Source organism: Variovorax sp. JS1663, assembly GCF_002157355.1.
Lineage (GTDB): Bacteria > Pseudomonadota > Gammaproteobacteria > Burkholderiales > Burkholderiaceae_C > Variovorax.
This window is the reverse complement of sequence record NZ_LYMK01000051.1, coordinates 19,016-45,965: the sequence shown is the minus strand read 5'-3', so window position 1 is coordinate 45,965 and position 26,950 is coordinate 19,016. Positions and strand designations below refer to the sequence as shown.

At 68.8% G+C, this 26,950-nt stretch carries 27 protein-coding genes and 3 tRNA genes; 1 reads left to right on the top strand and 29 read right to left on the bottom strand.

Annotation, left to right across the window (positions count from 1 at the left end; genetic code table 11):
- The 12 genes from A8M77_RS29615 to trpE all read right to left on the bottom strand — a co-directional run.
- A partial coding sequence (locus tag A8M77_RS29615) for a GTP-binding protein (protein ID WP_038111923.1) occupies window positions 1-91 on the bottom strand: 91 nt, incomplete at its 3' end.
- Between the two features lie 74 nt (window positions 92-165).
- Window positions 166-240: transfer RNA gene (locus tag A8M77_RS29610), tRNA-Thr, on the bottom strand.
- Between the two features lie 40 nt (window positions 241-280).
- Window positions 281-354 (bottom strand) — tRNA-Gly (locus A8M77_RS29605).
- A 119-nt stretch (window positions 355-473) separates the two neighbouring features.
- A tRNA-Tyr gene (locus A8M77_RS29600) sits at window positions 474-559 on the bottom strand.
- Between the two features lie 136 nt (window positions 560-695).
- Complete coding sequence (locus tag A8M77_RS29595) at window positions 696-1,400, bottom strand: uracil-DNA glycosylase (RefSeq protein WP_086925049.1); 705 nt, start codon at window positions 1,398-1,400, stop codon at window positions 696-698.
- Window positions 1,397-2,197 (bottom strand): indole-3-glycerol phosphate synthase TrpC, encoded by an 801-nt coding sequence (gene trpC, locus A8M77_RS29590; protein WP_086925048.1) that lies wholly within the window; start codon window positions 2,195-2,197, stop codon window positions 1,397-1,399. Before trpC ends, A8M77_RS29595 begins: the two co-directional genes overlap by 4 nt.
- 16 nt (window positions 2,198-2,213) lie before the next feature.
- Entirely contained in the window at window positions 2,214-3,236 is a 1,023-nt protein-coding gene (trpD, locus tag A8M77_RS29585) for an anthranilate phosphoribosyltransferase (RefSeq protein ID WP_086925047.1), read from the bottom strand.
- A gap of 34 nt (window positions 3,237-3,270) precedes the next feature.
- Window positions 3,271-3,933 (bottom strand): LysE family translocator, encoded by a 663-nt coding sequence (locus A8M77_RS29580; protein WP_086925046.1) that lies wholly within the window; start codon window positions 3,931-3,933, stop codon window positions 3,271-3,273.
- A gap of 16 nt (window positions 3,934-3,949) precedes the next feature.
- Complete coding sequence (gene ltaE / locus A8M77_RS29575) at window positions 3,950-5,008, bottom strand: low-specificity L-threonine aldolase (RefSeq protein WP_086925045.1); 1,059 nt, start codon at window positions 5,006-5,008, stop codon at window positions 3,950-3,952.
- 6 nt (window positions 5,009-5,014) lie between these two features.
- Window positions 5,015-5,599: an aminodeoxychorismate/anthranilate synthase component II gene (locus A8M77_RS29570; RefSeq protein WP_086925044.1), complete on the bottom strand. Its 585-nt coding sequence runs from the start codon at window positions 5,597-5,599 to the stop codon at window positions 5,015-5,017.
- The gene (locus A8M77_RS29565; RefSeq protein WP_086925043.1) at window positions 5,596-5,988 is read right to left on the bottom strand and encodes a GxxExxY protein; all 393 of its coding nucleotides are present in this window, start codon (window positions 5,986-5,988) and stop codon (window positions 5,596-5,598) included. The genes A8M77_RS29570 and A8M77_RS29565 overlap by 4 nt, the downstream gene beginning before the upstream one ends.
- The gene (trpE, locus tag A8M77_RS29560; RefSeq protein WP_086925042.1) at window positions 5,985-7,487 is read right to left on the bottom strand and encodes an anthranilate synthase component I; all 1,503 of its coding nucleotides are present in this window, start codon (window positions 7,485-7,487) and stop codon (window positions 5,985-5,987) included. Before trpE ends, A8M77_RS29565 begins: the two co-directional genes overlap by 4 nt.
- Before the next feature lie 280 nt (window positions 7,488-7,767).
- Here trpE and A8M77_RS29555 point away from each other — a divergent pair, with 280 nt between their 5' ends.
- On the top strand, window positions 7,768-8,418 hold the full coding sequence (locus A8M77_RS29555) for a chalcone isomerase family protein (protein WP_086925041.1): 651 nt from the start codon (window positions 7,768-7,770) through the stop codon (window positions 8,416-8,418).
- Here A8M77_RS29555 and A8M77_RS29550 read toward each other — a convergent pair whose 3' ends face one another.
- The 17 genes from A8M77_RS29550 to A8M77_RS29470 form a co-directional block, all read right to left on the bottom strand.
- Window positions 8,419-8,925 (bottom strand): MarR family winged helix-turn-helix transcriptional regulator, encoded by a 507-nt coding sequence (locus tag A8M77_RS29550; protein WP_086925040.1) that lies wholly within the window; start codon window positions 8,923-8,925, stop codon window positions 8,419-8,421.
- Entirely contained in the window at window positions 8,922-9,698 is a 777-nt protein-coding gene (locus A8M77_RS29545; protein ID WP_086925039.1) for an SDR family NAD(P)-dependent oxidoreductase, read from the bottom strand. The genes A8M77_RS29550 and A8M77_RS29545 overlap by 4 nt, the downstream gene beginning before the upstream one ends.
- Window positions 9,699-9,743: 45 nt before the next feature.
- Window positions 9,744-10,511, bottom strand: a complete 768-nt coding sequence (locus tag A8M77_RS29540) for an SDR family NAD(P)-dependent oxidoreductase (RefSeq protein WP_086925038.1) — start codon at window positions 10,509-10,511, stop codon at window positions 9,744-9,746.
- 4 nt (window positions 10,512-10,515) lie between these two features.
- Window positions 10,516-12,114, bottom strand: a complete 1,599-nt coding sequence (locus tag A8M77_RS29535; protein WP_086925037.1) for an ATP-dependent acyl-CoA ligase — start codon at window positions 12,112-12,114, stop codon at window positions 10,516-10,518.
- Window positions 12,104-12,835, bottom strand: a complete 732-nt coding sequence (locus tag A8M77_RS29530) for an ABC transporter ATP-binding protein (protein WP_086925036.1) — start codon at window positions 12,833-12,835, stop codon at window positions 12,104-12,106. The genes A8M77_RS29535 and A8M77_RS29530 overlap by 11 nt, the downstream gene beginning before the upstream one ends.
- Window positions 12,832-14,673, bottom strand: a complete 1,842-nt coding sequence (locus A8M77_RS29525) for a branched-chain amino acid ABC transporter ATP-binding protein/permease (RefSeq protein ID WP_086925035.1) — start codon at window positions 14,671-14,673, stop codon at window positions 12,832-12,834. Before A8M77_RS29525 ends, A8M77_RS29530 begins: the two co-directional genes overlap by 4 nt.
- Window positions 14,670-15,725 (bottom strand): branched-chain amino acid ABC transporter permease, encoded by a 1,056-nt coding sequence (locus tag A8M77_RS29520; RefSeq protein WP_086925034.1) that lies wholly within the window; start codon window positions 15,723-15,725, stop codon window positions 14,670-14,672. The genes A8M77_RS29525 and A8M77_RS29520 overlap by 4 nt, the downstream gene beginning before the upstream one ends.
- 47 nt (window positions 15,726-15,772) lie before the next feature.
- Window positions 15,773-16,933: an ABC transporter substrate-binding protein gene (locus tag A8M77_RS29515; protein ID WP_086925033.1), complete on the bottom strand. Its 1,161-nt coding sequence runs from the start codon at window positions 16,931-16,933 to the stop codon at window positions 15,773-15,775.
- 26 nt (window positions 16,934-16,959) lie between these two features.
- Window positions 16,960-17,424, bottom strand: coding sequence for an aromatic-ring-hydroxylating dioxygenase subunit beta (locus tag A8M77_RS29510; RefSeq protein ID WP_086925032.1), 465 nt, complete (start codon window positions 17,422-17,424; stop codon window positions 16,960-16,962).
- Window positions 17,421-18,737, bottom strand: a complete 1,317-nt coding sequence (locus A8M77_RS29505) for an aromatic ring-hydroxylating dioxygenase subunit alpha (RefSeq protein ID WP_086925031.1) — start codon at window positions 18,735-18,737, stop codon at window positions 17,421-17,423. The genes A8M77_RS29510 and A8M77_RS29505 overlap by 4 nt, the downstream gene beginning before the upstream one ends.
- A 31-nt stretch (window positions 18,738-18,768) precedes the next feature.
- Window positions 18,769-19,914 carry an ABC transporter substrate-binding protein gene (locus A8M77_RS29500; protein ID WP_086925051.1) on the bottom strand — a complete coding sequence of 382 codons (1,146 nt, stop codon included), beginning with the start codon at window positions 19,912-19,914 and terminating at the stop codon, window positions 18,769-18,771.
- A 131-nt stretch (window positions 19,915-20,045) separates the two neighbouring features.
- Entirely contained in the window at window positions 20,046-21,197 is a 1,152-nt protein-coding gene (locus tag A8M77_RS29495; RefSeq protein WP_086925030.1) for an ABC transporter substrate-binding protein, read from the bottom strand.
- A 159-nt stretch (window positions 21,198-21,356) separates the two neighbouring features.
- Window positions 21,357-22,088, bottom strand: coding sequence for an SDR family NAD(P)-dependent oxidoreductase (locus A8M77_RS29490; protein ID WP_086925029.1), 732 nt, complete (start codon window positions 22,086-22,088; stop codon window positions 21,357-21,359).
- Entirely contained in the window at window positions 22,085-22,897 is an 813-nt protein-coding gene (locus tag A8M77_RS29485) for a cyclase family protein (RefSeq protein WP_086925028.1), read from the bottom strand. Before A8M77_RS29485 ends, A8M77_RS29490 begins: the two co-directional genes overlap by 4 nt.
- 5 nt (window positions 22,898-22,902) lie before the next feature.
- A complete protein-coding gene (locus A8M77_RS29480) occupies window positions 22,903-24,153 on the bottom strand; it encodes an SDR family NAD(P)-dependent oxidoreductase (protein WP_086925027.1) in 1,251 nt (416 codons plus the stop codon).
- Entirely contained in the window at window positions 24,150-25,325 is a 1,176-nt protein-coding gene (locus tag A8M77_RS29475) for a thiolase family protein (protein ID WP_086925026.1), read from the bottom strand. The genes A8M77_RS29480 and A8M77_RS29475 overlap by 4 nt, the downstream gene beginning before the upstream one ends.
- On the bottom strand, window positions 25,322-26,947 hold the full coding sequence (locus A8M77_RS29470) for an AMP-binding protein (RefSeq protein ID WP_086925025.1): 1,626 nt from the start codon (window positions 26,945-26,947) through the stop codon (window positions 25,322-25,324). The genes A8M77_RS29475 and A8M77_RS29470 overlap by 4 nt, the downstream gene beginning before the upstream one ends.
- Window positions 26,948-26,950: the final 3 nt, after the last annotated feature.

Genomic DNA, 26,950 nt, shown 5'->3' with positions numbered 1-26,950 from the left:
CCGCCGTCAGGGTGGTCTTGCCGTGGTCCACGTGACCGATCGTGCCGACGTTCACGTGCGGCTTCGTGCGGGTGAATTTTCCTTTTGCCATTTTCTCGACTCCGAAAAATAACTAGATCAACACACTGACATGGGGTTGCAGCCGGCAGACTGCAACCCCAAGACTGGTGCCCATTGCGGGAATCGGACCCGCGACCTCTCCCTTACCAAGGGAGTGCTCTACCACTGAGCCAAATGGGCGAAATTCTTCAAAACTGGCGCCTTGCGTCGAACCGGATTCTGGAGCGGGAGACGGGAATCGAACCCGCGTCATTAGCTTGGAAGGCTAGGGTTCTACCATTGAACTACTCCCGCATCGCGGCGCAACCCTTCTGACTCGGGTCGAGCCGTAGCACGGTCCGGGTCCTGCGCTTCGCCTTCCAGCCTCGCACCAAAACCCGCCATTCAAACGCTCCGAAAAATCCATTCTTCGCTGGTGGAGAGGGCTGGATTCGAACCAGCGTACTCGTAAGAGGGCAGATTTACAGTCTGCTGCCATTAACCACTCGGCCACCTCTCCGGCGAACCTCGAAATATAGCACGGTTGGAGGGGCAGGTCGATGACGGGGCCACTGAAAGTTGCAGCATCACCCGCCCTGCTGGTGCCTCCTGCCCTTCCCAGAAACCCCCAGTCCTTTCAATTTTTCCCGGGTGAATCAAAGCCCTTGCGCTTCGCGCCACGCGCGCGCCTGGCCGAAGTGGCCGCAGCCGATGAAGGGCACGGGCGGCCGCAGCGCGGACAGCGGCGAGGGATGGTTCGCGGTCAGCACCTTGTGGCGGCGGCTGTCGATCAGCGCCCGCTTGCTCTGCGCATGCGAGCCCCACAACATGAACACGGCCGGCCGCTCCCCCTGGGCGACGTGCCGGATCACTGCGTCGGTCAGCACCTCCCAGCCCCGGCCCGCATGGCTGGCCGGCTGCCCTTCCTCGACCGTTAGGCAGGTGTTGAGCAGCAGGACGCCATGCGTGGCCCACTTGACCAGGCTGCCGCCGGGATCGGGGAAGCGCGGCGGCGGCGTCCCCAGGTCGCGCTCCAGCTCCTTGAAGATGTTGCGCAGCGAGGGCGGCAGCGCCACGCCGGGCGCCACTGAAAAGGCCAGCCCCTCGGCCTGGCCGCGCCCATGGTAAGGGTCTTGCCCGAGAATCACGACGCGCACCGCCTCAGGCGGCGTCAGCTCCAGCGCACGCAGCGGCCGCGGCGGGAAGACCGACGCATTGGCCTTCAGCCGCTCATGCAGGAAATCGACCAGTTTCAGGCCGGCTGCCGATCCGAAGAACTCGTCGACCAGCGGCTGCCAGCCCGGCGCCACCGGCCAGTCGGCCGGATCGCTGCTCTGCAACTGGGTGGACAGCGCGCTCATCGGAACAGGGTGGCGAGCGCCTCGCCCGGTTCGTCGGCACGCATGAAGGCCTCGCCCACCAGGAAGGCGTGGACGCCCGCGGCGCGCAGCCGGGCGACGTCCTCGCGCAGCGTGATGCCCGATTCGGTGACCAGCAGCCGACCGTCGGGCAGCCCCGGCAGCAGGTCGAGGGTGGTCTGCACCGAGACCTCGAAGGTCCGCAGGTTCCGGTTGTTCACGCCGATGAGCGGCGTGCGCAGCTTCAGCGCCCGCTCGAGCTCGCGTGCGTCGTGCACCTCGACCAGCACCGCCATGCCCAGCCCCACTGCGATCGCCTCGAACTCACGCATCTGCGCGTCGTCCAGGCTGGCCGCGATCAGGAGGATGGCATCGGCGCCGATCGCGCGCGATTCGTAAACCTGGTAGGCATCAACGATGAAATCCTTGCGCAGCACCGGCAGCTCGCACGAGGCACGCGCCTGCTTTAGATAGTCGATGCCACCCTGGAAGAACTGCCGGTCGGTCAGCACCGAGAGGCAGGCCGCGCTGACGATGCCATCGCCCTCGGCATAGCTTTGTGCGATGTCGGCGGGAACGAAATCCGCGCGCAGCACGCCCTTGCTCGGACTGGCCTTCTTGATCTCGGCGATCACCGCCGCCTGCCCGGCAGCGACCTTGGTGCGCAGAGCGCCGACAAAGTCGCGCGTGAGCACCCGGCTCTCGGCGTCGAGGCGCATGGCTTCCAGGGAGGTCTTCCTGCGGGCTGCAGCCACCTCCTCCCGCTTGACGGCGACGATCTTCTCGAGGATGTCGGACATGCCTTGGCTCTCCCGGTCAGGCCGCGCTGGTGAAGGCGATCAGCTCGGTCAGCTTGGCCTTGGCAGCCCCGGATTCGAGCGCGACGCGGGCGCGGTCGATGCCGGCAGTCATCGAATCCACCAAGTCCGCCGCGTAAAGCGCCGCGCCCGCATTCAGGATGACGATGTCGCGCGCCGGTCCCGGCTGGTTGTCCAGCACACCCAGCAACATGGCCTTGGACTGCTCGGGCGTCTCGACCCGCAACGTGCGGTTGCTGGACATGGCGAAGCCGAAATCCTCGGGATGCAGCTCGTACTCCCGCACCTCGCCATTCTTCAGCTCGCCGACCATGGTGGCCGCGCCGAGCGAGATCTCGTCCATCCCGTCGCGCCCATAGACCACCAGCGCATGCTGTGCGCCCAGCCGCTGCAGCGCCCGCACCTGGATGCCGACCAGGTCCGGATGGAACACCCCCATCAGGATGTTCGGCGCGCCGGCCGGGTTGGTGAGCGGCCCCAGGATGTTGAAGATGGTCTTGATGCCCAGCTCCTTGCGCACCGGCGCGACGTTCTTCATCGCCGGATGATGGTTGGGCGCGAACATGAAGCCGATGCCGACGTCGGCGATGCACTTCGCGATCTGCTCGGGCTTCAGGTTGATGTTGACACCCAGCGATTCCAGCACGTCGGCGCTTCCCGACTTGCTGCTCACGCTGCGCCCGCCGTGCTTGCTGACCTTGGCGCCTGCCGCCGCCGCCACGAACATCGAGCAGGTCGAGATGTTGAAGGTGTGCGAGCCGTCGCCACCGGTGCCCACGATGTCGACCAGGTTGCGGGTGTCGGCCACCGGCACCTTGGTCGAGACCTCGCGCATCACCTGCGCGGCGGCGGTGATCTCGCCGATGGTCTCCTTCTTGACGCGCAGGCCGGTGATCAGCGCCGCCATCATCACCGGCGAGCATTCGCCGCTCATGATGAGGCGCACGATGTGCAGCATCTCGTCGTGGAACACCTCGCGGTGCTCGATGGTGCGCTGCAGCGCTTCTTGCGGGGTGATCATGGGGAGTCTCCTCGGTGTGGGGGTGTGTCGTGAATCAACGGTCGACGCGGACCGCGCCCGGCGCGTCCGTGAGCGCGAGCTTGAGGCCGAAGCCGATGAACAGCACGCCGGCGACGCGCTCGAACCATTGCATGCCCTTCTGAACAGCACTGTGGCGCGCCATCCAGCCCGCGGCCAGGGCCCATGCCACATTGACCGGGATCGCATTGAAATTGAACAGCATGCCCAGCATCACGAAGGCCAGCGCCTTGCTGCCGGTCCCGGGTGCGATGAATTGCGGCACGAAGGCCAGGAAGAACAGGGCGACCTTGGGATTGAGCACGTTGCTCCACAAGCCGCCGAGAAAGATCGCCTTGAGGCTGCGCTCCGGGCCCGCGGCGACCGCTTCGCCCAGGTGGGTCGGCGAGGCCGGGCGCGACAGCAGCATGCGCACGCCCAGGTAGAGCAGGTACGCCGCGCCGACGTACTTGAGGACCGTGAACGCGGTCACGGAAGCGGACAACAAGGCGCCCACTCCCGCCGCTGCAGCGAAGATGTGGACGAAGCAGCCCGTCGTGATCCCGAGTCCAGCGACGATGCCGGCGCGCGTGCCGGAACGCAGAGAGATCGTCACGACGTAGAGCACGTCGGGCCCCGGCGTCAGGTTGAGCAACCAGCCTGCCGCGATGAACGCAAGCAGGTGCGGCAGATCGGGCATGGCGGATGCGCTCCTGTCAGGCCTTGAAGAAAGCGCGGATCGCCGCCACGGCGCGATCGACGCCCGCCGCATCGACATCGAGATGCGTCACGAAGCGCAGGCGGTACAGCCCGGTCGCCAGGATGCCCTGCGCATTGAGTTGCGCCAGCAGCTCGGCCGAGCGCGATTGCGCCGCGCCCGTGAGATCGACGAACACGATGTTCGTGTGCGGCGCTTCGACCGTCAGCCCCTCGATGCCCTCGAGCCCCTGCGCGAGCCGCTTCGCCAGCGCATGGTCGTCCGCGAGGCGATCGACGTGGTGATCGAGCGCGTACGAAGCCGCCGCCGCGAGCAGGCCGGCCTGCCGCATGCCACCGCCCGCCATCTTGCGGATGCGGTGGGCACGTGCGATGAAGTCGCGTGAGCCCACCAGCGCCGAGCCGACCGGTGCGCCGAGCCCCTTGCTGAAGCACACCGACACACTGTCGAAGCACTGCGCGATGCGACGCGCCTCGGCGCGGATGTCGCCGTTCTTGTTCAGCGCCGCCTGCGCGGTCGCCGCATTGAAGAGCCGCGCGCCATCCAGATGCCGCTGGACCCCCTTGCGCTTCGCAAGCTCCGTGGCCGCCTGCACGTAGTCGAAGGGCAACAGCTTGCCGCCCAGCGTGTTCTCGAGCGCCAGCAGCCGCGTGCGCGCGAAGTGCGCGTCGTCGGGTTTGATCGAGGCCTCGATCTGCGCGAGCGGCAGCGTGCCGTCCGGCGCATGGTCGAGCGGCTGCGGCTGCACGCTGCCGAACACCGCCGCGCCGCCGCCTTCCCAGCGGTAGCAGTGCGCCTGCTGGCCCACGATGTATTCGTCACCGCGGCCGCAGTGCGAGAGGATGCCGCAGAGATTGCTCTGGGTGCCGGTCGGCACGAACAGCGCGGCCTCGAAGCCCAGCAGCGCGGCGATCTTTTCCTGCAGCGCGTTGACGCTGGGGTCGGTACCGAAGACGTCGTCGCCCAGTGGCGCGGCCATCATGGCCTCGCGCATGGCCGGCGTGGGTTGCGTGACGGTGTCGCTGCGCAGGTCGACGAGGGAAGAGCGGTCGGTCATGGTGGATCAGTCCAGGAAGTTCTTGAGCATGGCATGGCCATGTTCCGTCAAGATCGATTCGGGGTGGAACTGCACGCCTTCGATGCGCACCTCGTGCGCGAATCCGGTGTGACGCACCCCCATGATCTCTCCGTCGTCCGTCCAGGCCGTGACAGCCAAGGCCTCCGGGCAGCTCTCGCGCTCGATGGCCAGCGAGTGGTACCGGTTGACGATGAACTTCCGGGGCAGCCCCGCAAAGACGCCTTCCTGCGTGGTCGTGATCTCGCTGGTCTTGCCGTGCATCAGCTGCCGCGCACGGATGATCTTGCCGCCGAAGGCGGCGCCGATGGCCTGGTGGCCGAGACACACGCCGAGGATCGGCAGCTTGCCCGCAAAGGTCTCGATGGCGGCCACCGAAACACCCGCTTCCGCCGGCGAGCATGGGCCGGGCGACACCACGAGCCGGGTCACGCCGGAAGCGATCAGCTCGCCGATCTGCGCCACCGTGATCTCATCATTGCGATGTACCTGCACATCCGCACCCAACTCGCCGAAATACTGGACGATGTTGTAGGTGAAGCTGTCGTAGTTGTCGATCATCAGCAGTTTCATGGCTTGCTCGCAATCCGGTGCACGCCCTTGACGACGGGGAACACGTTGAAGTTGATCAAGAGGCCCAGCTTGAGGCCCGACAGGCGCAGCGCGGCCAGCACCTGCGCGCGGTGCAGGTCGGTGAGCACGTCGACCGCCTTGAGTTCGACGATGACCGACTGCTCGATCACGAAGCCAGCACGGGACACCTCGCCGAGCGAACGGCCCTTGTAGCTGGCCGACAGCGCCACGTCGCGCGCGAAGCCGATCTCGCGCTCGGCGAGTTCGATCGCCAGCGCCGCGGCATAGGCCCCTTCATCGAGCCCCGTGCCGAGTACGCGCTGTACCTCGACCGCCGCGCCGATGATCTCGTGCGAGAAGTCGTTCTGGATGTCGGGGGCGGCGCTCACTCCAGGCCTTCCTCGACCAGTTCGGCCGCGCGCAGCAGGGCGCGCGCCTTGGCCTCCGTTTCCTTCCACTCCAGCTCCGGCACCGAATCGGCCACCACCCCGGCGGCGGCCTGCACGTGGAGCATCTGGTCCTTGACGATGCCGGTACGGATCGCGATCGCCACATCCATGTCGCCGGCGTAGCTGATGTAGCCGCAGGCACCACCGTAGAGGCCGCGCTTGGTCGGCTCCAGCTGGTCGATCAGCTCCATCGCATGCACCTTGGGCGCACCGGTCAGGGTGCCGGCCGGGAAGGTGGCCTTGAGCACGTCGATCGCCGTCATGCCGTCCTTCAGCGTGCCTTCGACGTTGCTGACGATGTGCATCACGTGGCTGTAGCGCTCGATGGCGAAGGCCTCCGTCACCTTCACGCTGCCGGTCTTGGCGATGCGGCCGATGTCGTTGCGCGCCAGGTCGATCAGCATCACGTGCTCGGCGCGCTCCTTCGGGTCGTTGATCAGCTCGACCTCCGCGGCCTTGTCCAGTTCGGGCGAGGCGCCGCGCGGACGGGTGCCGGCCAGGGGGCGGATGGTGATCTTCTGCTCGCCCTCGCCGGTGTGCTCCTGCCGCACCAGGATCTCGGGCGAAGCGCCCACCACGTGGTGGTCGCCCATGTCGTAGTAGTACATGTAGGGCGAGGGATTGAGCGAGCGCAGCGCGCGGTAGAGCGACAGCGGCGACTCGGTGTAGCGCTTGCTGATGCGCTGGCCCACCTGCACCTGCATGAAATCACCGGCGGCGATCAGCTCCTTGGCACGCTCGACCGCGGCGAGGTAGTCGGCCTTGGCAAAGCTGCGCTCCGGCGGATGCGCCTGGGTGGGCCGCACCTGCGGCGCGCTCACCGAGTACTTGAGCTGCTCGCGCAGTTCGCGCAGCCGCCGCTTGGCGTTGGCGTAGGCCTCGGGCTGGGCCGGGTCGGCATAGACGATCAGGTAGAGCTTGCCGGAGAGGTTGTCGATCACCGCCAGCTCCTCGCACTGCAGCAGGAGAATGTCGGGACAGCCCAGGGTGTCTTGTGGACAGGTCTTCTCCAGCTTCTTCTCGATGTGGCGCACCGTGTCGTAGCCGAAGTAGCCGGCCAGGCCGCCGCAGAAGCGCGGCAGGCCGGGCCGCAGCGCCACCTTGAAGCGCTTCTGGTAGACGGCGACGAAGTCCAGCGGATTACCGCGGACCTCCTCGACCACCTTGCCGGCGGTCACGACCTGGGTCAGGGCCTCGGCGCCGAAGCCGCTCGCACGCAGCAGGGTGCGCGCCGGCAGGCCGATGAAGCTGTAGCGGCCGAAGCGCTCGCCGCCCACCACCGACTCCAGCAGGAAACTGTGACGGCCGCCCTCCTTGGTGTGGGCCAGCTTGAGGTAAAGGGACAGGGGCGTCTCGAGGTCGGCAAAGGCTTCAACCATCAGCGGGATGCGGTTGTAACCCTGCGCGCTGAGGCTCTTGAATTCGAGTTCGGTGATCACGGGTGGGGTCTCCGTCGGCCGACGACGCCATCTGGTCGCCGGTGTCATTCACATGAGAGGTGGCCGGGTCGGCATGGACCTCGGCCGTGGGCGCACGGCGTGCGCCGTGCATTCAAACAGGCTGCAACGATGGCGTGCGCCAAGGCCAGGCTCCCCGGCCGCCTTGACCTGTCTGAATGACGTGATGAATGAACATGGAAGCGTGAAGTTTAGCCCACGACACGCGTTTATCTAAAAGATACATTCAGGCACTTTTATTTTTCGAACGAGGAGACACCCTATGAGCCGCACGGCCGTTCCGAAGGCAAGTACCGCAGCCGCAGGCGAAGGTATTCCAGTACGCCATCCTGCCCTGCTGCGCCTGTTCGTCCCGACCGTCCTGGCCCTAGCCTCGGTCGCCGCCTCGGCCGCGCCTGTCGATGTGGCCGGCGTCAAGCTCGAGGACACGCTCGATCTCAAGGGCAGCCAGCTGCAGCTCAACGGTGCCGGCGTGCGCTACAAGGCTGTGTTCAAGGTGTACGCGGCCGGGCTGTATCTGGGCCGGAAGGCCTCGACCCCCGACGAGGTGCTGGCCGCACCAGGCGCCAAGCGCATGACCATCACCATGCTGCGCGACATCGACGCCAACGAACTGGGCAAGCTCTTCACCCGCGGCGTGGAAGACAACTCGCCCCGCAACGAGATGTCACCGCTGATCCCCGGCCTGCTGCGCATGAGCCAGATCTTCTCGGACCAGAAGCAGCTGAAGCCCGGCGACAGCTTCACCATCGACTGGCTGCCCGGCACCGGCACCGTGATCTCGGTCAAGGGCGTCGCACAGGGCGAGCCGATCCGGGAACAGGCCTTCTTCAACGCGTTGATGCGCATCTGGCTTGGCCCCACGCCGGCCGACTGGAAGCTGAAAGACGCGCTGCTCGGAAAGGCCGGCTGATCAGCGCACCAGGTGCACGCGCAGCGCGCCCAGGTGCATGTAGAGCTGCTGAACCGCCTTCTCGTCCAGCCCCGCGAACAGCTCCAGCAGCCATTCCTCGTGCGCCTTGGCCATCGCCTCGAAGCTGCGGCGGCCCTTGGGCGTGAGGCTCACGATCCAGGCCCGCCGGTCTTCCGGGCTGGGCGAGCGCTGCACCATGCCATCGCGCTCCAGCTCGTCGGTCAGGCCGGTGACGTTGCCGCCGGTCACCATGAGGTAGCGCGACAGCACCCGCATCTTGAGCCCCTCGCGGTAGCGGTAGAGCTGGGCCATGTAGTCGAAGCGGGCCAACGAGATGTCGAAGTTCTCGCGCAGCCGCTTGCGGATCTCGGACTCGACCTGGGCGGTGCTGGCCAGCATGCGCAGCCACAGCTTCAGCACCGCGTGGTCGCCGGTGCCGGCGCGCGCCTCGTGGCCCAGTTCCTCGGCGTCGCTGAGCACCGCGTGGGAGTCGTCGTGCTGCTTCATGTGACCTCGCCCCCCGACACCGAGACCGACTGCCCCGTGACCGAGGCCGCGCCCTCGCCGCACAGCCAGCGCACTGCATCGGCCACTTCCGAGGGCTGCACGATCCGCCGCTGCGGGTTGACGGCGGCAAATTCGGCCAGCGCCTCTTCCTCGCTGCGGCCGGTCTTGCCGACCACGTTGGCCACGCTGTCGCGCAGGATGTCGGTGTCGGTATAGCCGGGGCAGACCGCGTTCACCGTCACGCCCTTGCGCGCCACCTCCAGCGCCAGCGAGCGCGTCAGCCCGATCACGCCGTGCTTGGCCGCGCAGTAGGCACTGACATACGCATAGCCCTTCTGACCCGCGGTGCTGGCGATGTTGACGATGCGGCCCCAGCCCGCCTCCAGCATGCCCGGCAGGGCGGCCTGGGCACAGAGGAAGCTGCCGGTCAGGTTGACGGACAGCATGCGCTGCCACAGCTCGGCCGAGGTCTTCTGGAACGGGGAGCTCTCCGCGGCGCCGGCGTTGTTGACCAGGATCGCGACCGGCCCACGCTCCGCGCGCGCCTGGGCGAAGGCCGCAGGGACGGCTTCCGGGCTGGCCACGTCGGCCGTCACCACGCCGTGCCCGCTGCCGGGCAGCGAGTCAGCCACCCGCAGCAGGGCCGCGCGATCGCGCCCGAGCAGGGTCAGCACAGCCCCCTCGGCCGCCAGGGTGCGGGCGATCTCGGCCCCGATGCCGCGCGCCGCGCCGGTCACGAGCGCATGGCGGCCAGTCAGTGGATTTGCTTGCATACCTGAATTGTTTAGTACTGAATCATTTTAAGGGCCACTCGGAGCTCAGCGCATCAACCGGCCGCCGTTGAGGTCCAGCGTGGCGCCAGTCACGAAGGCCGCGGCCGGCGAGGCCAGGTAAAGCACCGCTGCCGCCACTTCTTCCGGCTCGCCGAAGCGGCCGACCGGAATGCCGGCCGCCAGCCGGCGCCGCTGATCGGCCTCCATCGCATCGAGCACCGGGCTGCGCACCGCCGCCGGCGCCAGCGCGTTGACCGTGACGCCATGGGGCGCGAGCTCCTGCGCGAAGGCGCGTGTCAGCGCGACCAGCCCGGCCTTGGAGGCCGCGTAATGGGCCCCGGTCGCCGCGCTGGCCTGCTGGCCGGCGATGGAAGCCAGGTTGACGATGCGCCCGGCACCGCGCTCGCGCATGTGGCGCCCGGCGATACGGCAGCCGAAGAAGCTGCCGCGCAGGTTGATGGCCAGTACGTCGTCCCATTCCTCGGCCGTGATGTCCCAGAGGGAGGTGGACGGCGTGCGGGCGGCGTTGTTCACCATCACGTCGATCCCTCCGACGCGCTCGACGGCGGCGTCGAAGCACAGCTTGAAGGCCGCCTCGTCGCGCACGTCCAGTGGCATGGCAATGGCCTCGTGGCCGGCATCCCGAAGGCCGACTGCGACGGTTTCGGCTTTCGCGCCATCCACGTCGACCAGCGTCACCTTTGCACCGGCCTTTGCCAGGCCGCGCCCAATGGCCGCGCCCAGCCCCTGGCCGGCGCCGGTCACGAAGGCCGCGCGACCGGCCAGCGAGAACAGATCCGGCCCCGTCGCCATGGCCTCAGCCCTGGGCCGGCGACCGCCCGCCCGGCCCGCGGTCCCAGGTGAGTGTGGTCACGCCGCGCTCGCGCAGCTTGTATTTCTGCACCTTGCCGTTCTCGGTGCGCGGCAGGTCGTCCAGCACGTCCACATAGCGCGGCAGCGCGAAATAGGGCAACCGGCTCTCGCAGAAGGCGAGCAGCTCCGCCGGCTCCACCCGCTGGCCCTCGCGCATCACCAGCGCGGTCATCACCTCGTCCTCGGCCAGCTCGGAGCGCACCGGATAGACCGCACAGGCGGCCACCGCGGGATGACTCAGCAGCACCTGTTCCACCTCGAAGGACGAAATGTTCTCGCCGCGGCGACGGATCGCATCCTTGATGCGGTCGACGAAGCGGAAGGCCCCGTCCGCGTCGCGCACCACCCGGTCGCCGGTGTGGAACCACAGGTTGCGCCAGGCCTCCACCGTCTTCTCGGGCATGTTGAAGTAGCCGCTCGCGAAGGCATGGGGCTCGTCGGCGCGCAGCAGCAGCTCGCCCGCCTCGCCGTCGGGCAGCGCGGCGTCGTCCTCGTCCGCCACGCGCGCCTGGAAGCCCGGGCGCAGCCAGCCCATGACGCCACCGCGCGGCGAATCGGGCGCGGTCGCGATGGCGAAGTTGGTCTCGGTGGAGCCGTAGCCTTCCAGCAGCCGCACGCCGGTGCGCGCCAGGAAGGCACGGCCCGCCGACTCCGGCACACCGGGCCCGAGGCCGACACGCACGCGATGGTCGCGCTCGCCCGGCCCCTCGGGCTGCGCCAGCAGGATGGGCACCATCGCACCCAGCAGGTAGACCACCGTCGCGCCCGAGGCCCGCATCGAGGCCCAGAAGCCGGAGGCCGAGAAGCGCGACTCGAAGACCACTTCGCAACCCGTGACCGCGGCCTGCGCGAAGGTGTTGAGCGCATTGATGTGGAACAGCGGCAGCGTCGTGCACAGCACGTCGTCCGCGCCCACGCCCAGCACGTCGGCGCTGTTGACGCCCCACCAGTAGTACTGCGCATGCGGGCACACAACGCCCTTGGCCGGGCCGGTGGTGCCGGAGGTGTAGAGCATGGCGATGGGATCGCCGGGCTGCACCGCGGCCGGCGGCAGCGCCTCGCCCGGCGCGGGATACGGCACCGCGCGCACCTCCGCGATCGTGCCTGCCGCGCCATCCAGCACCCAGATCTCGCGCAGCCCCGTGCCGGAGAGATCGGCCGCCTGCAGCCGCTCGAGGAAGGCATCCTCGATCACCAGCAGCTTCGCCTCGCTGTTGCGCAGGAAGTAGGCGATCTGCGGCCCCATCGAGGCGGTGTTGATGGGCACTGTCGCCGCGCCCAGCCAGCCGCAGCCCAGGAAGACTTCCAGGAACTCGATGCGGTTGCCGCTCATCACCGCGACCCGGTCGCCGCGCTGCACGCCGGCCCGGGCCAGCGCCGCGGCACGACCGGCCGCGGCCTGCCGCGCATCGGCATGCGTCCAAGACCGCCCCGCGATGCGCAGCAGCGGCCGCGCCCCGAAGCGCTCGGCCTGGCGCGCCAGCATCGCGGGCAGCGTGCGCTGCGCCGGCGGCAGCGGGCTCGCCTGGCGCTCAGTCGTCATCGTGCGTGCCCCCGCCGAGGTAGGTGGCCTGCACGCGCGGATCGCTGGCCAGTTCCTGCGAGGCGCCGGTGAGCGCGATCTCGCCGGTCTCCAGCACGTAGCCGTGGTCCGAGCTTTCCAGCGCAGCACGCGCGTTCTGCTCCACCAGCAGGATCGAGACACCGTCCTCGCGCAGCTTGCGCACGATGGCGAGGATGTCGCGCACGATCAGCGGCGCCAGGCCCAGGCTGGGCTCGTCCAGCATCAGCAGGCGTGGCGCGGACATCAGCGCGCGGCCCACCGCCAGCATCTGGCGCTCGCCGCCCGAGAGCGTGTCGGCGCGCTGGGCACGGCGTTCCGCCAGGCGCGGGAAGCGGTCGTAGACCGACTGCAGGCGCTTCTTCAGGGCATCGCTGCGCAGCTTGCTGCCGAAGGCGCCGAGCTGCAGGTTGTCGAGCACGCTGAGCTCGCCGAAGAGCTCGCGCTTCTCCGGCACCAGGCACAGGCCGCGCTCCACGCGCGCCTCCACGTCCAGGCCATGCAGGTCCTCGCCCTCGAAGCGCAGCGTGCCCTTGCAGGGCAGCAGGCCCATGGCGGCTGCAAGCAGCGTGGTCTTGCCGGCGCCATTGGGACCGATGACCGAGATGATCTGGCCATGCTCCAGGTTGAGCGAGACGCCGCGCACGGCGTCGACCTGCCCATACGAGACGTGCAGGTCGCCGATCTCCAGCATCGCCGTCATACCACGCTCCCCAGGTACGCGGCCTGCACGCGCTCGTCCGCCCGCACCGCCGAGGGCACGCCCTCGACCAGCTTGGATCCGAAGTTCATCACCACCAAGCGATCCACCAGTTTCATCACGAAGTCCATGTCGTGCTCGACGATCAGGATGGTCACGCCCTCCTCGCGCAGCTTGCGCAGCAGGTCGCCCAGGGCCATCTTCTCCTTGCGCCGCAGGCCTGCGGCAGGCTCGTCGAGCACCAGCAGCACCGGGTCGGCGGCCAGCGCGCGCGCGATCTCCAGGATGCGTTGGGTGCCCAGCGGCAGGCTGCCCGCGAGCTCGTGCGCGCGATCGCCCAGGCCGATGCGGTCGAGCTGGCGCTGGGCCTCCTGCAGGATCTGGCGCTCCTCGGCGCGGTCCAGCCTGAGGCCCGCCTTCAGCACGCCCGAGGTGGTGCGCGAATGCGCGCCCAGCGCCACGTTGTCCAGCAGCGTCATGTGCGGCCGCAGTTTCACGTGCTGGAAGGTGCGCGCCAGCCCCAGCCGCGCCACCTTGCGCTGCGGCATGCCGGCGATGTCGTGGCCGAGGAAGCGCACCTGGCCGGCCGTCATCGGCAGCGTGCAGGTCAGCAGGTTGAACATGGTGGACTTGCCGGCGCCGTTGGGGCCGATCAGGCCCATGATCTCGCCGGCCTTGACCTCGAAGCTGACGTCGTTGACGGCCACCAGCCCGCCGAAGCGCTTGACCGCGCCGGTCACCGACAGGATCGGCGTGCCACGCTCGGGCAGCGTGCGGTGCGGCAGCGGCTCGGCCGGCATCGCCAGCTCGCGCGGCGGGGGCGCGACACGGCCGCGGGTGAAGCGCCGCACGAAGCCCATCACGCCGCCGCGCGCGAAGTGCAGCAGCAGGATGAAGAGCACCGCGAAGGCCACCGCCTCGAGCTGGCCGGCGCGCTGGGTCAGCAGGGGCAGCACGTCCTGCAGGCCGTTCTTGAGGATCAGCACCAGCGCCGAGCCGACCAGCGCGCCCGCGAGGTTGCCGAGCCCGCCGGCCACCGCCATCAGCAGGTACTCGATGCTGGCGCGCACGTCGAAGGGCGAGGGGCTGACGAAGCGGTTCATGTGCGCATAGAGCCAGCCGGCGAGCCCGGCGAACAGCGCCGCCGTCACGAACAGCGTGAGCCGCACGCGGTAGGCATCCTCGCCCACGCTGGCCAGCAGGATCGCACCGCCGCGCAGGCTGCGGATCGCGCGGCCCGGCCGCGACTGCAGCAGGTTGTGGCTGAACAGGAGTGCCAGGCCGACCAAGGCCCAGATCAGGTAGAAGATCGCGCGCGGATCGGCCAGCGACAGTCCGCCGATGGTGAGTGGCGGGATGTTCGACAGGCCGGTATGGCGCCCCAGCGCGTCGACGTTGCCGAACAGCATCGCGATCGACAGCCCCCAGGCGATGGTGGACAGCGGCAGGAAGTGCCCACCCAGGCGCAGCGTCAGCAGCCCGATGGCAAGCGCCGACAGGCCCGTCAGCGCCAGCGCGAAGAACAGGCCGATCCACGGCGAGAAGCCTTGGGTGGTGCTGAGCCAGGCCGTCGCATAGGCCGCGATGCCGACGAAGGCCGCCTGCCCGAAGGAGGTGGCGCCGCCGATGCCGGTCAGCAGCACCAGCCCCAGCGCGACCAGCGCGCCGATGCCGATGTCGTTGAGCAGCGAGACGGTGAAGTTGCCGGCCAGGAGCGGCACCAGCGCCAGCACGACGACCAGCAGACCGATCCAGAGCAGGCGCCTGGACCCGCGGCGGGCAGGTGCGACGGCCGGCGCCGCCGACTCGGCGAACACGCCGGGTGTGGGTGCGGCGCTCATTGGTCCACCTCCTCTTCTTCCTCTTCCGAATGCACGCTCATGAACGAGCGCAGCATCAGCACCGGGATCAGCAGACTGAAGACGATCACATCCTTCAACGCCCCGCTCCAGAAGGAGGCGAAGCTCTCGACCACGCCGACCGCCAGCGCGCCGATGGCCGTCATCGGGTAGCTGACCAGCCCGCCGATGATGGCCGCCACGAAGGCCTTGAGGCCGATGATGAAGCCGGAGTCGTAGTACATGGTGGTGACCGGCGCGATCAGCACGCCGATCAGTCCCGCGAGCAGCGAGGCGCAGCCGTAGGCCAAGAGCGCCGTGCGCGCCGGCCGGATGCCGACCAGCCGCGCGCCGACGCGGTTGACGGCGGTGGCACGCAGCGCCTTGCCGGCCACCGTGCGTTCGAAGACCAGGAAGAACAGGCCGCTCAGCACGATCGCCGCGCTCACCATCAGGATCACCTGCCCGCTCACCGTGAAGCCGTCGCCCAGCGGCAGCGAGCCGCTGGCCAGCGGCTGCGTGCGCGAGCCCTCGGGGCCGAAGAACAGCAAGCCCAGGCCCGACAGCAGGAAGTGCAGCGCCAGCGAGACGATCAGCAGCACCAGCACCGAGGCATCGGCGATCGGCTGGAACACCACGCGGGCCAGCAGCGGCGCAATCGGCACCACCAGCAGCACCGCGGTGGCGATGTGCACGGGGGCCGGCACGCCGGGGCGGCTGGCCAGCCACGCCAGCAGGCAGGGCACGAGCGGCAGCACGCCCCAGCCCAGCAGGGCCTTGGGGATGCGCGCGGTCTCGCCGCGCCGCAGCAGACTGCCGATCTCGGTCAGCAGCGCCAGCAGCGTGAGCACCATCACCAGGCCGATGGTCGGCGGCACGCGGCCGGTCTCGAAGGCGGCCAGCGTCAACGCCGCGAAGGCCGCGACATCGCCGAAGGGCACGAAGACCACGCGCGTGACCGAGAAGATCAGCACCAGTCCCAGCCCGGCCAGAAGATAAACAGCGCCGTTCGCCAGGCCGTCGATGCCCAGGATTAGTGCCACGTCCGGTGTCATGAAGAATTCCTCCGCTCAGTTCCCGTGGGATTGCCGCCAGCGCGGCCTCAGTTGGCCAGCTTCCACTGGCCGTTCTCCAGCTTCACGATGACGCGGGCACGTTCGTCCACGCCATAGAGATCGCCGGGCTTGAAGTTGTAGACGCCGTGCGTGCCCACCACTTCCTTGGTGCTGGCGATCGCGTCGCGCAGCGATTGCCGGAACTCGGGTGTGCCGGGCTCGCCCTTGGCGCGCGCCGCCGCATTGAGGAAGACCAGCCAGCCGTCGAAAGAATAGGCCGAGAAGGCATCGCTGGTGGGCGCGTTGTTGACCTTCTGGAAGGCAGCGCGGAAGTCCATCGCGATCTTCTTGGTCGGATAGTCGGCCGGCAGCTGCTCGGCCACGATCACCGGGCCGGTCGGCATCAGCGCGCCCTGCCCGGCTGCACCGACCACGCGCACGAAGTCGGGATTGATCAGGCCGTGCTGCCCGTACACCGGCCCCTTGAAGCCGCGCTCCTGCAAGGCCAGGAAGGGCAGCGCGCCGGGCGTGCCGGCACCGCCGGTCATCACCGCGTCAGGCTTCAGCGCGAGCAGCTTCAGCACCTGGCCGGTGACGGAGGCATCGGCGCGTGCATAGCGCTCGTTGCCCAGCACCTTGATGCCGGCCGCCGGCGCCGACTTCATCAGCGCGTTGTAGACCAGGTCGCCCCAGGCGTCGGAGAAGCCGATGTAGCCGACGGTCTTGATGCCGTCCTTCTTCATGCGCTCGACCACCGCGTCGATCATCAGCTGCGTGGGCTGGGCGACGGTGAAGACCCAGCCGTTCTCCGCCGGGTCGAGCTGGATCGGCGTGAGGCCGATCATCGGCACCTTGGCATCGCGGCCCACCTGCGCCATCGCGATGGCGGCGGGGACGCCGGAGGTGCCCATCAGGATGTCCACCTTCTCCTCGTCCACCAGCTTGCGCGCGTTGCGGCCGGCGGTGGTGGGATCGGAGCCGTCGTCGAGCACGATCAGCTGGATCTTGCGGCCGTTGACATCGCCCTTGTAGGCCAGCGCGGCCTGCATGCCCTTGGCATAGGGCACGCCCAGCGAGGAGTTGGGGCCGGAGAGCGAGACGCTCAGCCCCACCTTCAGATCGGCCGCCAGCGCGGTCACCGCGAATCCGGCGGCAACGGCCGCGGCCAGGGCGCTGCGCGCCAGGGTCTGCATCAAGCTCTTCGTCATGTCGTGGCTCCTGGAAGTGGAATGGGTCAGATGAACAACTGGATGGCCGGCAGCGCACGGCCGGCGTTGAGCAGGTCGACGCGCTTCTGGCGGATCAGGAAGCGTTCGCCGCTGCGCATCAGGCGGTGGCGGCAGGTGCCGGCGAGCAGCAACTGGTCCTCGCCGCGCGATTCGACGTAGACGAAGGGCGTGGCCAGGTCGACTTCGGCCTCACCCTCGCGCTCTACCACCGGGCGCTGCAGCACATGCTGGCAATGGCTCTTCGGATGCTGCGAGTGGGCCCGCGGGTTCTTCAGGCGGTCGATGCGCAATTGCAGAAGCAGGCGGTCTTCGTATGCGAGCGAGTTGTGCGACTGCGGATCGGCCTGGGCCGCACCCAGCAAGGGAATCCAGTAGCGGCCATCCTCGGCGAAGAGCGCGAGCCAGTCGTCGAAGCGCCCCGCATCGAGCAGCGCGGCCTCGGCGACGACGAAGTCGATCGCATCGCTCATGGGCCGGGCTCCGTCATGAACTTCGCCCACGCGCGGAACTGGTTGCGCATCAGCAGCTCGTTGGTGCCGTTGGTGGTGATCGTGTCCTGCGACAGCTCGGCCGGATCGAAGTTGCGGTGCAGGCTCACCCACTCGTTGCCCTCGGCCGCCAGCCCGCGCTGCATGCTCTCGAACAGGTGCACGTCGTCGTGCGCCACCACCGACATGGGCGAGAAGACCAGGCGGTTGTAGGTCATCGCGCGTTCGAACAGGAGATCGGGCGCGCCGGCCGCGCGGAAGCTCCAGGCCTCGATCAGCGTGCGGTTGGCCGCCAGCGGGCGGATCACGCGGATCGCCTGGGGCGAGCCCTTCACCGAGAGGCTCGGGAAGAGCACCGAGTTCTGCGGCGAGCGCTGCAGGATCGCGATGGCGCGCTCGGCGCCGTGCGCCTCGCGCATCGCCGCCTCGTAGTCGGGCAGCTGCGCGTAGTTGGAGTGGATGCTGAAGTTGACGCCCAGCACGCTGTGGCCGTTGGCGAACACGCGCCCGCCCATCTTGTCGAAGAACTCGTAGCCGGCGCCGAAGGGCAGGATCTGCTCCATCGCCATCGGCTTGGGCTCGTCCGGCGCGCGGCCCTGCCACAGCCCGTTCGCCGCCTGCGTGGCCGACTCGTGGGTGGACATCGGATGCACCGTGTCGTTGATGTTCTCCAGATACATCTTCCAGTTGCAATGGATGACATTGCGCAGCACCCCGCCGCCGACCGTGAGCTTGCCCTCGGGCGAGCGGTCGACCATGTTGTCGATCGCGCCCAGCACCTCGCCGAAGTACTCCTCGAAGCCCGGCCCCTGCTCCGCGAGGCGCACGAACACGAAGTCACGGTAGAGGGCCGTGTTCTTCAGCTCGACCAGGCCCTGGCCCGACTCGCATTCCTTCAGCCGCGTGCCTTCGTAGCCGGCCTTGAGCGGCAGCGCGAGCGGCGCGCCGTCGAGCTTGTAGGTCCAGGCGTGGTAGGGGCAGCGGAAGAACTTGCCCACGTTGCCGCTCTCGTCGCTGACCAGCCGGCTGCCCTTGTGGGCGCAGCGGTTGTAGAGCACCCGCACCGCGCCGTCGGCCTGGCGCACCATCATCACCGGCCGGCCCGCCAGCTCGAGCGACCAGTAGTCGCCCGGATTGGGCACCTGGCTTGCGTGGCCCACGTAGAGCCAGGTGCCGGCGAAGAAGCGCTCCTGCTCCAGCGCGAACAGCTCGTCGCTCAGGTACAGGTCGCGATGCACGCGGTCTTCCTGGACCAGCGCGCGGATGGCGTCGGGATGGTCGCGGTAGCGGCTCATGATGACGAAGGCGCGCTCGGTGAGTCGCTTGCTAGGGCACCAGCTTCCACTGGCCCTTTTCCATGCGCACCACCACCACGGCGCGCTGGTCCGACCCGTAGCGGTTGTCCGGCTTGAAGTTGTAGACGCCGTGCGTGCCCACCAGCTCCTTGGTGCTCACGATCGCATCGCGCAGCGCGGTGCGGTAGGCCGGCGTGCCGGGCTCGCCCTTGGTGCGCGAGGCCGCATCGGCCAGCAGCAGGTAGGCGTCGTAGGTGTAGGAGGAGAAGGCATCGGTGGGCACCGCGCCGTGCACCTTCTGGTAGGCGCCGCGGAAGTTCATCGACACCTTCTTGATCGGGTTGTCGGCCGGCAGCTGGTCGGCCACCAGCACCGGACCGCTGGGCACCTGCAGGCCCTCGATCGAGGCGCCGCCCACGCGCACGAAGTCGGCGTTGATCAGGCCGTGCGTGCCATAGATCCGGCCTTTGTAGCCGCGCTCGGCCAGGCCCAGGTAGGGCAGCGCGCCGGGCGTTCCGGAGTTGCCGGCAAAGACCGCGTCGGGCCGGGCCGAGATGATCTTCAGCACCTGCCCCGCGACCGACGAATCGGTGCGCGCATAGCGCTCGTTGGCCACGACCTTGATGCCGGCCGGCTCCGCGCTCTTGACCAGCGAGTCGTAGGCCAGGTCGCCCAGCGCGTCGGAGAAGCCGATGAAGGCGACCGTCTTCACGCCCGACGTCTTCATGCGCTCGACGACGCCGGCCACCATCAGCGGGAAGGGCTGCGAGACGGTCACGGTCCACGCGCCCTCGGGGCCGGGAATGGTGACCGGCGTGGGCGAGATCAGCGGCGTGTTGGTCTCGCGCGCCACGGCGGCGATGGCCATGGCGTTGGGCACGCCGGAGCTGCCGATCAGCACGTCCACCTTGTCCTCCACCACCAGCTTGCGGGCATTGCGCCCGGCAGTGGTCGGGTCGGAGGCATCGTCGAGCACGATCAGTTCGACCTTGCGGCCGGCCAGCTGCGGATGCTCGGCGATCGCGGCGCGGATGCCCTTCTCGTAGGGAATGCCGAGCGCCGAGACCGGGCCCGAGAGCGAGCTGATGAAGCCGATCTTCAGGTCGGCCGCGGTGGCCTGGGCTGCTGCAAAGGCGATGGCCGTGAGGCCGACAAGCTGGAGGAGCGTTCGTTTCATCTCATTGTTCCAATAGGTCAGGGCCATTCGGGGAACACCGCGGAACCGGCTTTGCCGGGCCGCTGGTGTTGCCCCCGGTGAGGGGGTTGGCGGCTACACGAAGTGAGCAAGCCTGGGGGCGAGCTTTGCTTTCAGGGGACCAGCTTCCACTGGCCTTTTTCGAGCTTGACGACGACGCGCGAACGGTCGTCCGAGCCATAGCGGTCGGTCGGCTTGAAGTTGTAGACGCTGTGCGTGCCCACCAGCTCCTTGGTGCTGACGATCGAGTCGCGCAGGGCCGCGCGGAAGGCGGGCGTGCCCGGCTCGGCCTTGGTGCGCTGGGCGGCGTCGAGGAACAGCAGCCAGGCGTCGAAGGTGTAGGCCGAGAAGGCGTCGGTGGGCGCGGCGCCGTTGGCCTTCTGGTAGGCGGCGCGGAAGTCCATCGAGGTCTTGCGGATGGGGTTCGAATCGGGCAGCTGCTCGGCCACGATCACCGGCCCCGTGGGCGCCAGCAGGCCTTCGACCGCGTTGCCACCAACGCGCACGAAGTCGGGATTGATCAGCGCGTGCATGCCGTAGATCTGGCCCTTGTAGCCGCGCTCCTGCAGCGCGAGGTAGGGCAGCGCGCCCGGCGTGCCCGAGGTGCCGGTGATCACCGCATCGGGCTTGAGCGCCACAATCTTCAGCACCTGGCCGGTGACCGAGGCGTCGGCACGCGCATAGCGCTCGTTGCTCACCACCTTGATGCCGGCGGCCGGCGCGCTCTTGGTCAGCGCGTCGTAGACCAGGTCGCCCCAGGCGTCGGAGAAGCCGATGTAGCCCACCGTCTTCACACCGGACTTCTTCATCTGCTCGACCACCGCGCTGAGCATCAGCGGCGCGGGCTGCGGGAGCGTGACCATCCACGAGCCCTCCTCGCCGGGCAGGTTGGCGTTGGCGATGGAGATCAGCGGCGTCTTGGTTTCGCGCGCCACCGCGGCGATGGCCAGCGCACCGGGCGAGCCGGCGGTGCCGATGATCACGTCGACCTTGTCCTCGTCGATCATCTTGCGTGCGTTGCGCGCGGCGGTGGACGGATCGGAGGCGTCGTCGAGCTGGACCAGTTGGATCTTGCGGCCGTTCAGCTCCGACTTGTAGGACAGCGCGGCCTTCATGCCCTTCTCGTAGGGGATGCCCAGCGAGGACACCGGCCCCGACAGCGAGGTGATGAAGCCGACCTTGTAGTCGGCCGCCCACGCGGCGCCCGCGGCGCTCAGGGCGAAGGCGATGCCCGCGAGGGCACGGATCCGGGTCGTGACTTTCATGACGATGCTCCTTGGTTGATCGGGGTCCTCGGGCGGACGATGAACATGATTTATGAAATGTTTAGGTCTAAACAATATTAGCGGGGCAAGGCGGCGAAGACAAGGGAAACAACGAGAGGGTTTTCCTGTGTCTCGGGCGCGATGCACACCGATGCACCGCTACAGCGCGAGACTGCCCACGCTGGTGCCGCCGCACACGTACAGCACCTGCCCCGTGACGAAGCTGTTGGCCGGATCTGCAAAGAAGCGCACGGCCCGTGCCACGTCGGCCGCCTCGCCCAGGCGCTTGACCGGCACCGACGCGGCGAGCTGGCGCTCCTTGTCGCTGCCCGCCTCCACCACCTCGTGAAACATGTCGGTACGGATGGGCCCGGGCGCCACCACGTTCACGGTGATGCCCTGGGGCGCGAGCTCCAGCGCCCAGGTGCGCGCCATGCCCAGCATGCCGGCCTTGGTGGCCGAGTAGATGGTGCGCGTGGCCAACCCCACCGCGGCGCGCGAGGACAGCAGCACGATGCGGCCGAAGCACTCGGCCCGCATCGCAGGCAGGGCCGCCTGCACCAGCTGGATGGCGCAGCCCAGGTGAAGATCGACCAGCGCGTCGAGGTCATCCAGCTTCACATCGGCCAACAGCGCCGGGCGGATCACGCCGGCGTTGTGCACCAGCGTGCGCACCTCGAAGCGCTTGGCCATCTCCTGCGCGGCCTCGGCCGTGGCGGCGCGGTCCATCAGGTCGACTTCGATACTGTGGAGCTTGGGATGGTCGATCTCGCAGCGGCGCCGCGCCAGCGACACCACTTCGTAGCCCTGCGCGAGCAGGTCCGCGCAGATCGCCTTGCCGATGCCGGCGCTGCCGCCGGTGACGGCGGCCACGGGATGCGTGAGGTTCATGGCTGCACTCCGACCAGGGCGAGCACCCGCAGCGGGCTGCCGCTGCCCTTCTCGATCTTCAGGGGCGGACAGATCAGCACCGCGCCAGTGGGCGGCAGCAGATCCAGGTTGCTCAGGCACTGCAGGCCGTAGCGGCCGGCCCCGTGCATGAAGTAGTGGCAGGGATAGGGCGGCCGCAGGTGGTAGCCCTGGCCGGCATCGGTGCCGATGGCCTCGGAGCCGAAGCCCAGCACGTCGCGCTGCTCGACCAGGAAGCGCACGGCCTCGGAACTCGGGCCGGGCGTGTGCTGGCCGGTCTCATCGAAGTTCTGGTAGGCCTCGGGGTCGGTGCGCTGGGACCAGTCGGTGCGCATCAGCACCCACGCGCCCTTGGGGATGCGGCCGTGCTTTGCCTCGAAGCGCTCGATGTCTTCCACCGTCATCAGATAGTCGGGATCGGCCTTCACCTGCTCGGAGCAGTCGATCACGCAAGCCGGCGCGACGAAGTGCTGCACGGGGATCGTGTCGACCGAGTTGTTGGGCAGGTCGCGGCCGGAGATCCAGTGGATCGGCGCGTCGAAGTGCGTGCCGGTGTGCTCGCCGCAGGAGAAGTTGTTCCAGTACCAGCCGGGCCCGCGCTCGTCGTACTTCGACACTTCCTCGATGCGGAAGGGCCAGCACTGTCCCATCTCGGGCGGCAGCGCGATCTGAGGGAACTCGGGCGTGAGCGTCTGCGTGAGGTCGACCACGCGGATGCGGCCGCTGGCCATCGCGCCCACCAGGCCGCCGAGGATCTCGGCGGTGGACATCAGTTCGGTTGTCGTCGTCATCGTCTTCAGCCTCCAGCTGCGAGCTCGCGCTCCAGGACCTTGGGGTTGTCGCGCCAGCGCTCCAGCCACTCCTGCGCCACGTCGCCGGGATACACGTCCTCCACGCCGTCGCGCAGCGCCTTCACGATCGCATTGGCCAGCGCGGAAGGCGCCAGCTTGGGCGGCGGCTGGTGCTGGTTCCATTCGTCGTCGATCGGGCCCGGAAACACGTTGACCACGCGGATGCCAGCCGGCCGCATCTCCGCGCGCAGGCATTGCGCGAGCGAGTAGGCCGCCGCCTTGGAGGCGCTGAAGGTGCCGTGCGGCGGGTAGTTGGCCAGTGCATAGATCGACAGCAGGTTGACCCACGCGGTCGCGCCGGTCACGCCGTCGGCAGAACGGCCCTTGAGCGCCGGGCCGAACTCCTGCGCCAGGCGCAGGAAGCCGAAGTAGTTGATGTCCATCTCGGCCTTGGCCACGTCGGTGCCGCGGCGCGCGCCTATGCCGAAGGCGCGGTGCACCTCGGCGTTGTTGATCACGATGTCCACCTTGCCGCCGATCTCGCCGGCCAGCTCGGTGACGGAGCGGCCGTTGGTCAGGTCCAGTGGCACCAGCGTCACCTGCGGCAGGGCGGTGATGTCCTCCAGGCCGCCGAGCTTCTTCCAGGGCTCGGCGTGGCCGACCCAGACGATGTCGGCACCGGCCTTCACCAGGGCACGCACGATGGCCTGCCCGACCTCGGTCTTGCCGTCGGTCACCAGGGCCTTGCGGAACTTGGGGTCGCTGGTCATCTCGCGCAGCATCTTGTCGTCGGCCATATGGGCACTTCCTTCCTTCGGGAATCCGATCAATACCGCCTGTCCGGCGCGGTCGAGGCGTGCGCCCACCCGGACGGGCGCGGGCGCATCGCCGACCTCGCCATGCAGGTGCACCATCAGCGTCGGGCCGCTGTCCAGGTGCACCAGGCCCAGCCGCCAGGGCAGGCGCTCGCGGAAGAACAGGTCGTTGCTGTGGTGCAGGGTGGTGGTGGCGAGCAGCTCGCCCTCGCCGGTCTGTTCGCGCCAATGCAGGCGCGGCGACAGGCACTTGTGGCAGGCCTCGCGCGGCGGGTACTGCACGGTGCCGCAGTCCTTGCAGGTCTGCAGTTCGAAGCGGCCTTCGGCGGCGGCCGCGGTCATGCCCAGCGCGACGCGGCCGCGGGAGCCCGGCGGCAGGTTCATCTGCCGGGTGCGCAGGACCGGGTTCTTGCGCTTGGGGCGCATCAGGGGCATCGTCATTCCGGTCTCCCCAGGATCACGGCGCCAGTGCACAGGCAGCGGTCGTAGGTCACCATGCCGAAGCCGGCGACCAGGCCCAGCTTCGCATCGGGCACGGTGCGCGCGCCGGCCTGGTCCGTGAGCTGGCGGATCGCCTCCACCATGCCGAGGAATCCGCCCGCCGCGCCGGCCTGCCCCGCCGAGAGCTGGCCGCCGCTGGTGTTGTTGGGAAAGCTGCCGTCGAAGGTCATGGTGTGCGCGCGCACGAAGTCCGGCCCCTCGCCCTTCTCGCAGAAGCCCAGGTCTTCGAAATGCATCATCACGATCACCGGGTAGTCGTCATAGGTCTGGACGAAGTCGAGCTCGGCGGGCTTCACGCCCGCCTGCGCATAGAGATCGTCACGGTCCTTGCGCCAGCCGCCGCGCACCATCACCGGGTCCTCTGCGTAGGCGTTGTGGCGCTCGATGGCGCCGCGGATCACGGCATGGGGCAGGCCCAGGTCGCGGGCACGCGCCTCGCTCATCACGAGGAAGGCCTCGGCACCCGCGCAGGGCATCACGCAGTCGAACAGGTGGATGGGGTCGGAGATCGGCCGCGCGCCCATGTACTCGTCGAGCGTGAGCGGCTTCTTGAACATCGCGTTCGGATTGCCGAGCGCGTTGGTGCGCTGGTCCACCGCGATGCGGCCGAAGTCTTCGCGCTTCGCGCCGAAGGTCCGCATGTAGTTGGCAGTGATCATCGCGAAGATGGAGTTCGGCCCGCCGGACCCGTAGGGGTAGCTCGCATCGCGCGCGAAGTTGCTGAAGCTGCCGAGCGTCAGGCGGAAGGAGTCGACATGGTTGGTGTCGGCGCCCACGCAGGCCACGATGTCGGCATCGCCGGCCTGCACGGCGCGCGCCGCGCGGCGCAGGCACATGACGCCCGAAGCGCCGCCGGTGGGCACATGGTCCAGCCAGCGTGGGCTCAGGCCCAGGTGCTGCGTCACGCCGACGGCGGTATCGGGCGCCAGCGAGAAGCTGCTGAGGCTCAGGCCATCGATCTCTTCCTTCGCGACGCCGCTGGCCTTGACCAGCGCCTCGACGGCCTGGCCGATGAACCAGTGGGCGCTGTGCGTCGAATAGCGCACGTAGGGCACGGTCACCGGCACCGCGACCGCGACGCCTTCGTAGGACTGGCGCGACGACCTCGTCATGGCTGCCTCTTCTTCATCGACCGCGTGTCGATGCAATGGGCCTGTCCCGGCAGCGCATGGGCCAGCTCGCGCAGCTGGCCGCGCTGGATCTTCTGCGAGGGCGTCAGCGGCAGCGCATCGACGAAGGCAACGTAGCCCGGCGCCTTGTAGTAGGCCAGTTGGGCCAGCGCATGCTCGACGATGCTCGCGGCGGCGCGTGTGCGGTCGGAAGCGTCGGCGTCCTCGCGCAGCACGATGCAGGCCAGCACCTCGTCGCCGCGCACCGCGTCGGGCGTGGCGGCGACGGCGGAGGCCTTCACGGCCGGATGCTGGTTGAGCACGCTTTCCACCTCCACGGCCGAGATGTTCTCGCCGCTGCGGCGGATCACGTTCTTCTTGCGGTCGACGAAGAAGAAGTTGCCGTCGGCATCGCGGCGCACCAGGTCGCCGGTGTGGAACCAGCCATCGGCCCAGGCCTCGCGCGTCGCTTCCTCGTCCTTCAGGTAGCCCGAGAAGAAATAGCGCCGCGGATCCGTGCCGGCCGAGCGCACCAGCAGCTCGCCCGGCTGATCGGCCGCCACCTCGCGCCCCTCGTCGTCCACCAGGCGCACTTCGACGTAGTCCTGCGCGCGGCCGAAGCAGCTGGTGCCCACCTGCCGCGGCTCGCGGTGAGCCATGATGCAGGCGCCGGCGCCGGTCTCGGTCATGGCCCAGGCCTCGACCAGCGGGAAGCCGAAGCGCGACTCGAAGGGCGCGTGGTTCTTGCGGTCCACGCCGGCGCCGAAGCCCCAGCGGATCGCGTGGTCGCGATCGGCGCCAGACTCGGGCGCGACCAGCAGCATCGCGGGCATCACGCCCAGGTAGTGGACGATGGTCGCGCGGCTCTCGCGTGCGCTGGCCAGCCAGCTCTTCGGGTGGAAGCGGTCCAGCTGCACCAGGCAGCCGCCGGCCGTCAGCACCACCATGGTGGAGAAGGCCATGGCGTTCATGTGGTTCAGCGGCAGCGGCGTGATCACGCGCTCCGCATCGGGCCGGATGCCGCAGACGCCGTCGAGCGCGGCATACCACGCGCCGGCACGCAGGAAGTAGTCGTTGCCCAGGATGCAGCCCTTGGGCCGGCCGGTTGTGCCGGAGGTGTAGAGCAGCGCGCATTCGGTGTCGAGGCCGATCGCTTCCTGCGCGCGCGGTGCTGGCGTCTGCGCCGTTGGCACTGCATCGTCCGGTCCCATCGTCTCGAAGGCGATGCCGGCCTGCGCCGCCGCGGCGCGCAGGTCGGCAGCACGCTCGGGCAGGGTCACGGCCAGCGCGATCTCGCTGTGGCCGATCAGGTAGACCAGCTCGGCCGAGCGCATCTCGGCATTGATCGGCACCACGCTCACGCCCAGGGCGTTGAGCGCGAGCCAGTGCAGGAGGAAGGCCGGCCGGTTCTCCAGCAGCAGGCCGACGCGGTGGCCATGGCCGTAGCCCGCGGCCGAGTAGGCCTGGCGCAGGCGCTCGATCTGCGCTGCGGCCTCGCCCCAGCGGATCGCGCCGGGCGCAATGCCATAGGCCTTGGCCGTCACCGACTCGGTGAACAGGAACTCCGCGTCAGGCGTGCGTGCCGCCGTCGCGCTGAAGCATTGATGGACGGTGCGGTGCGGCATGGG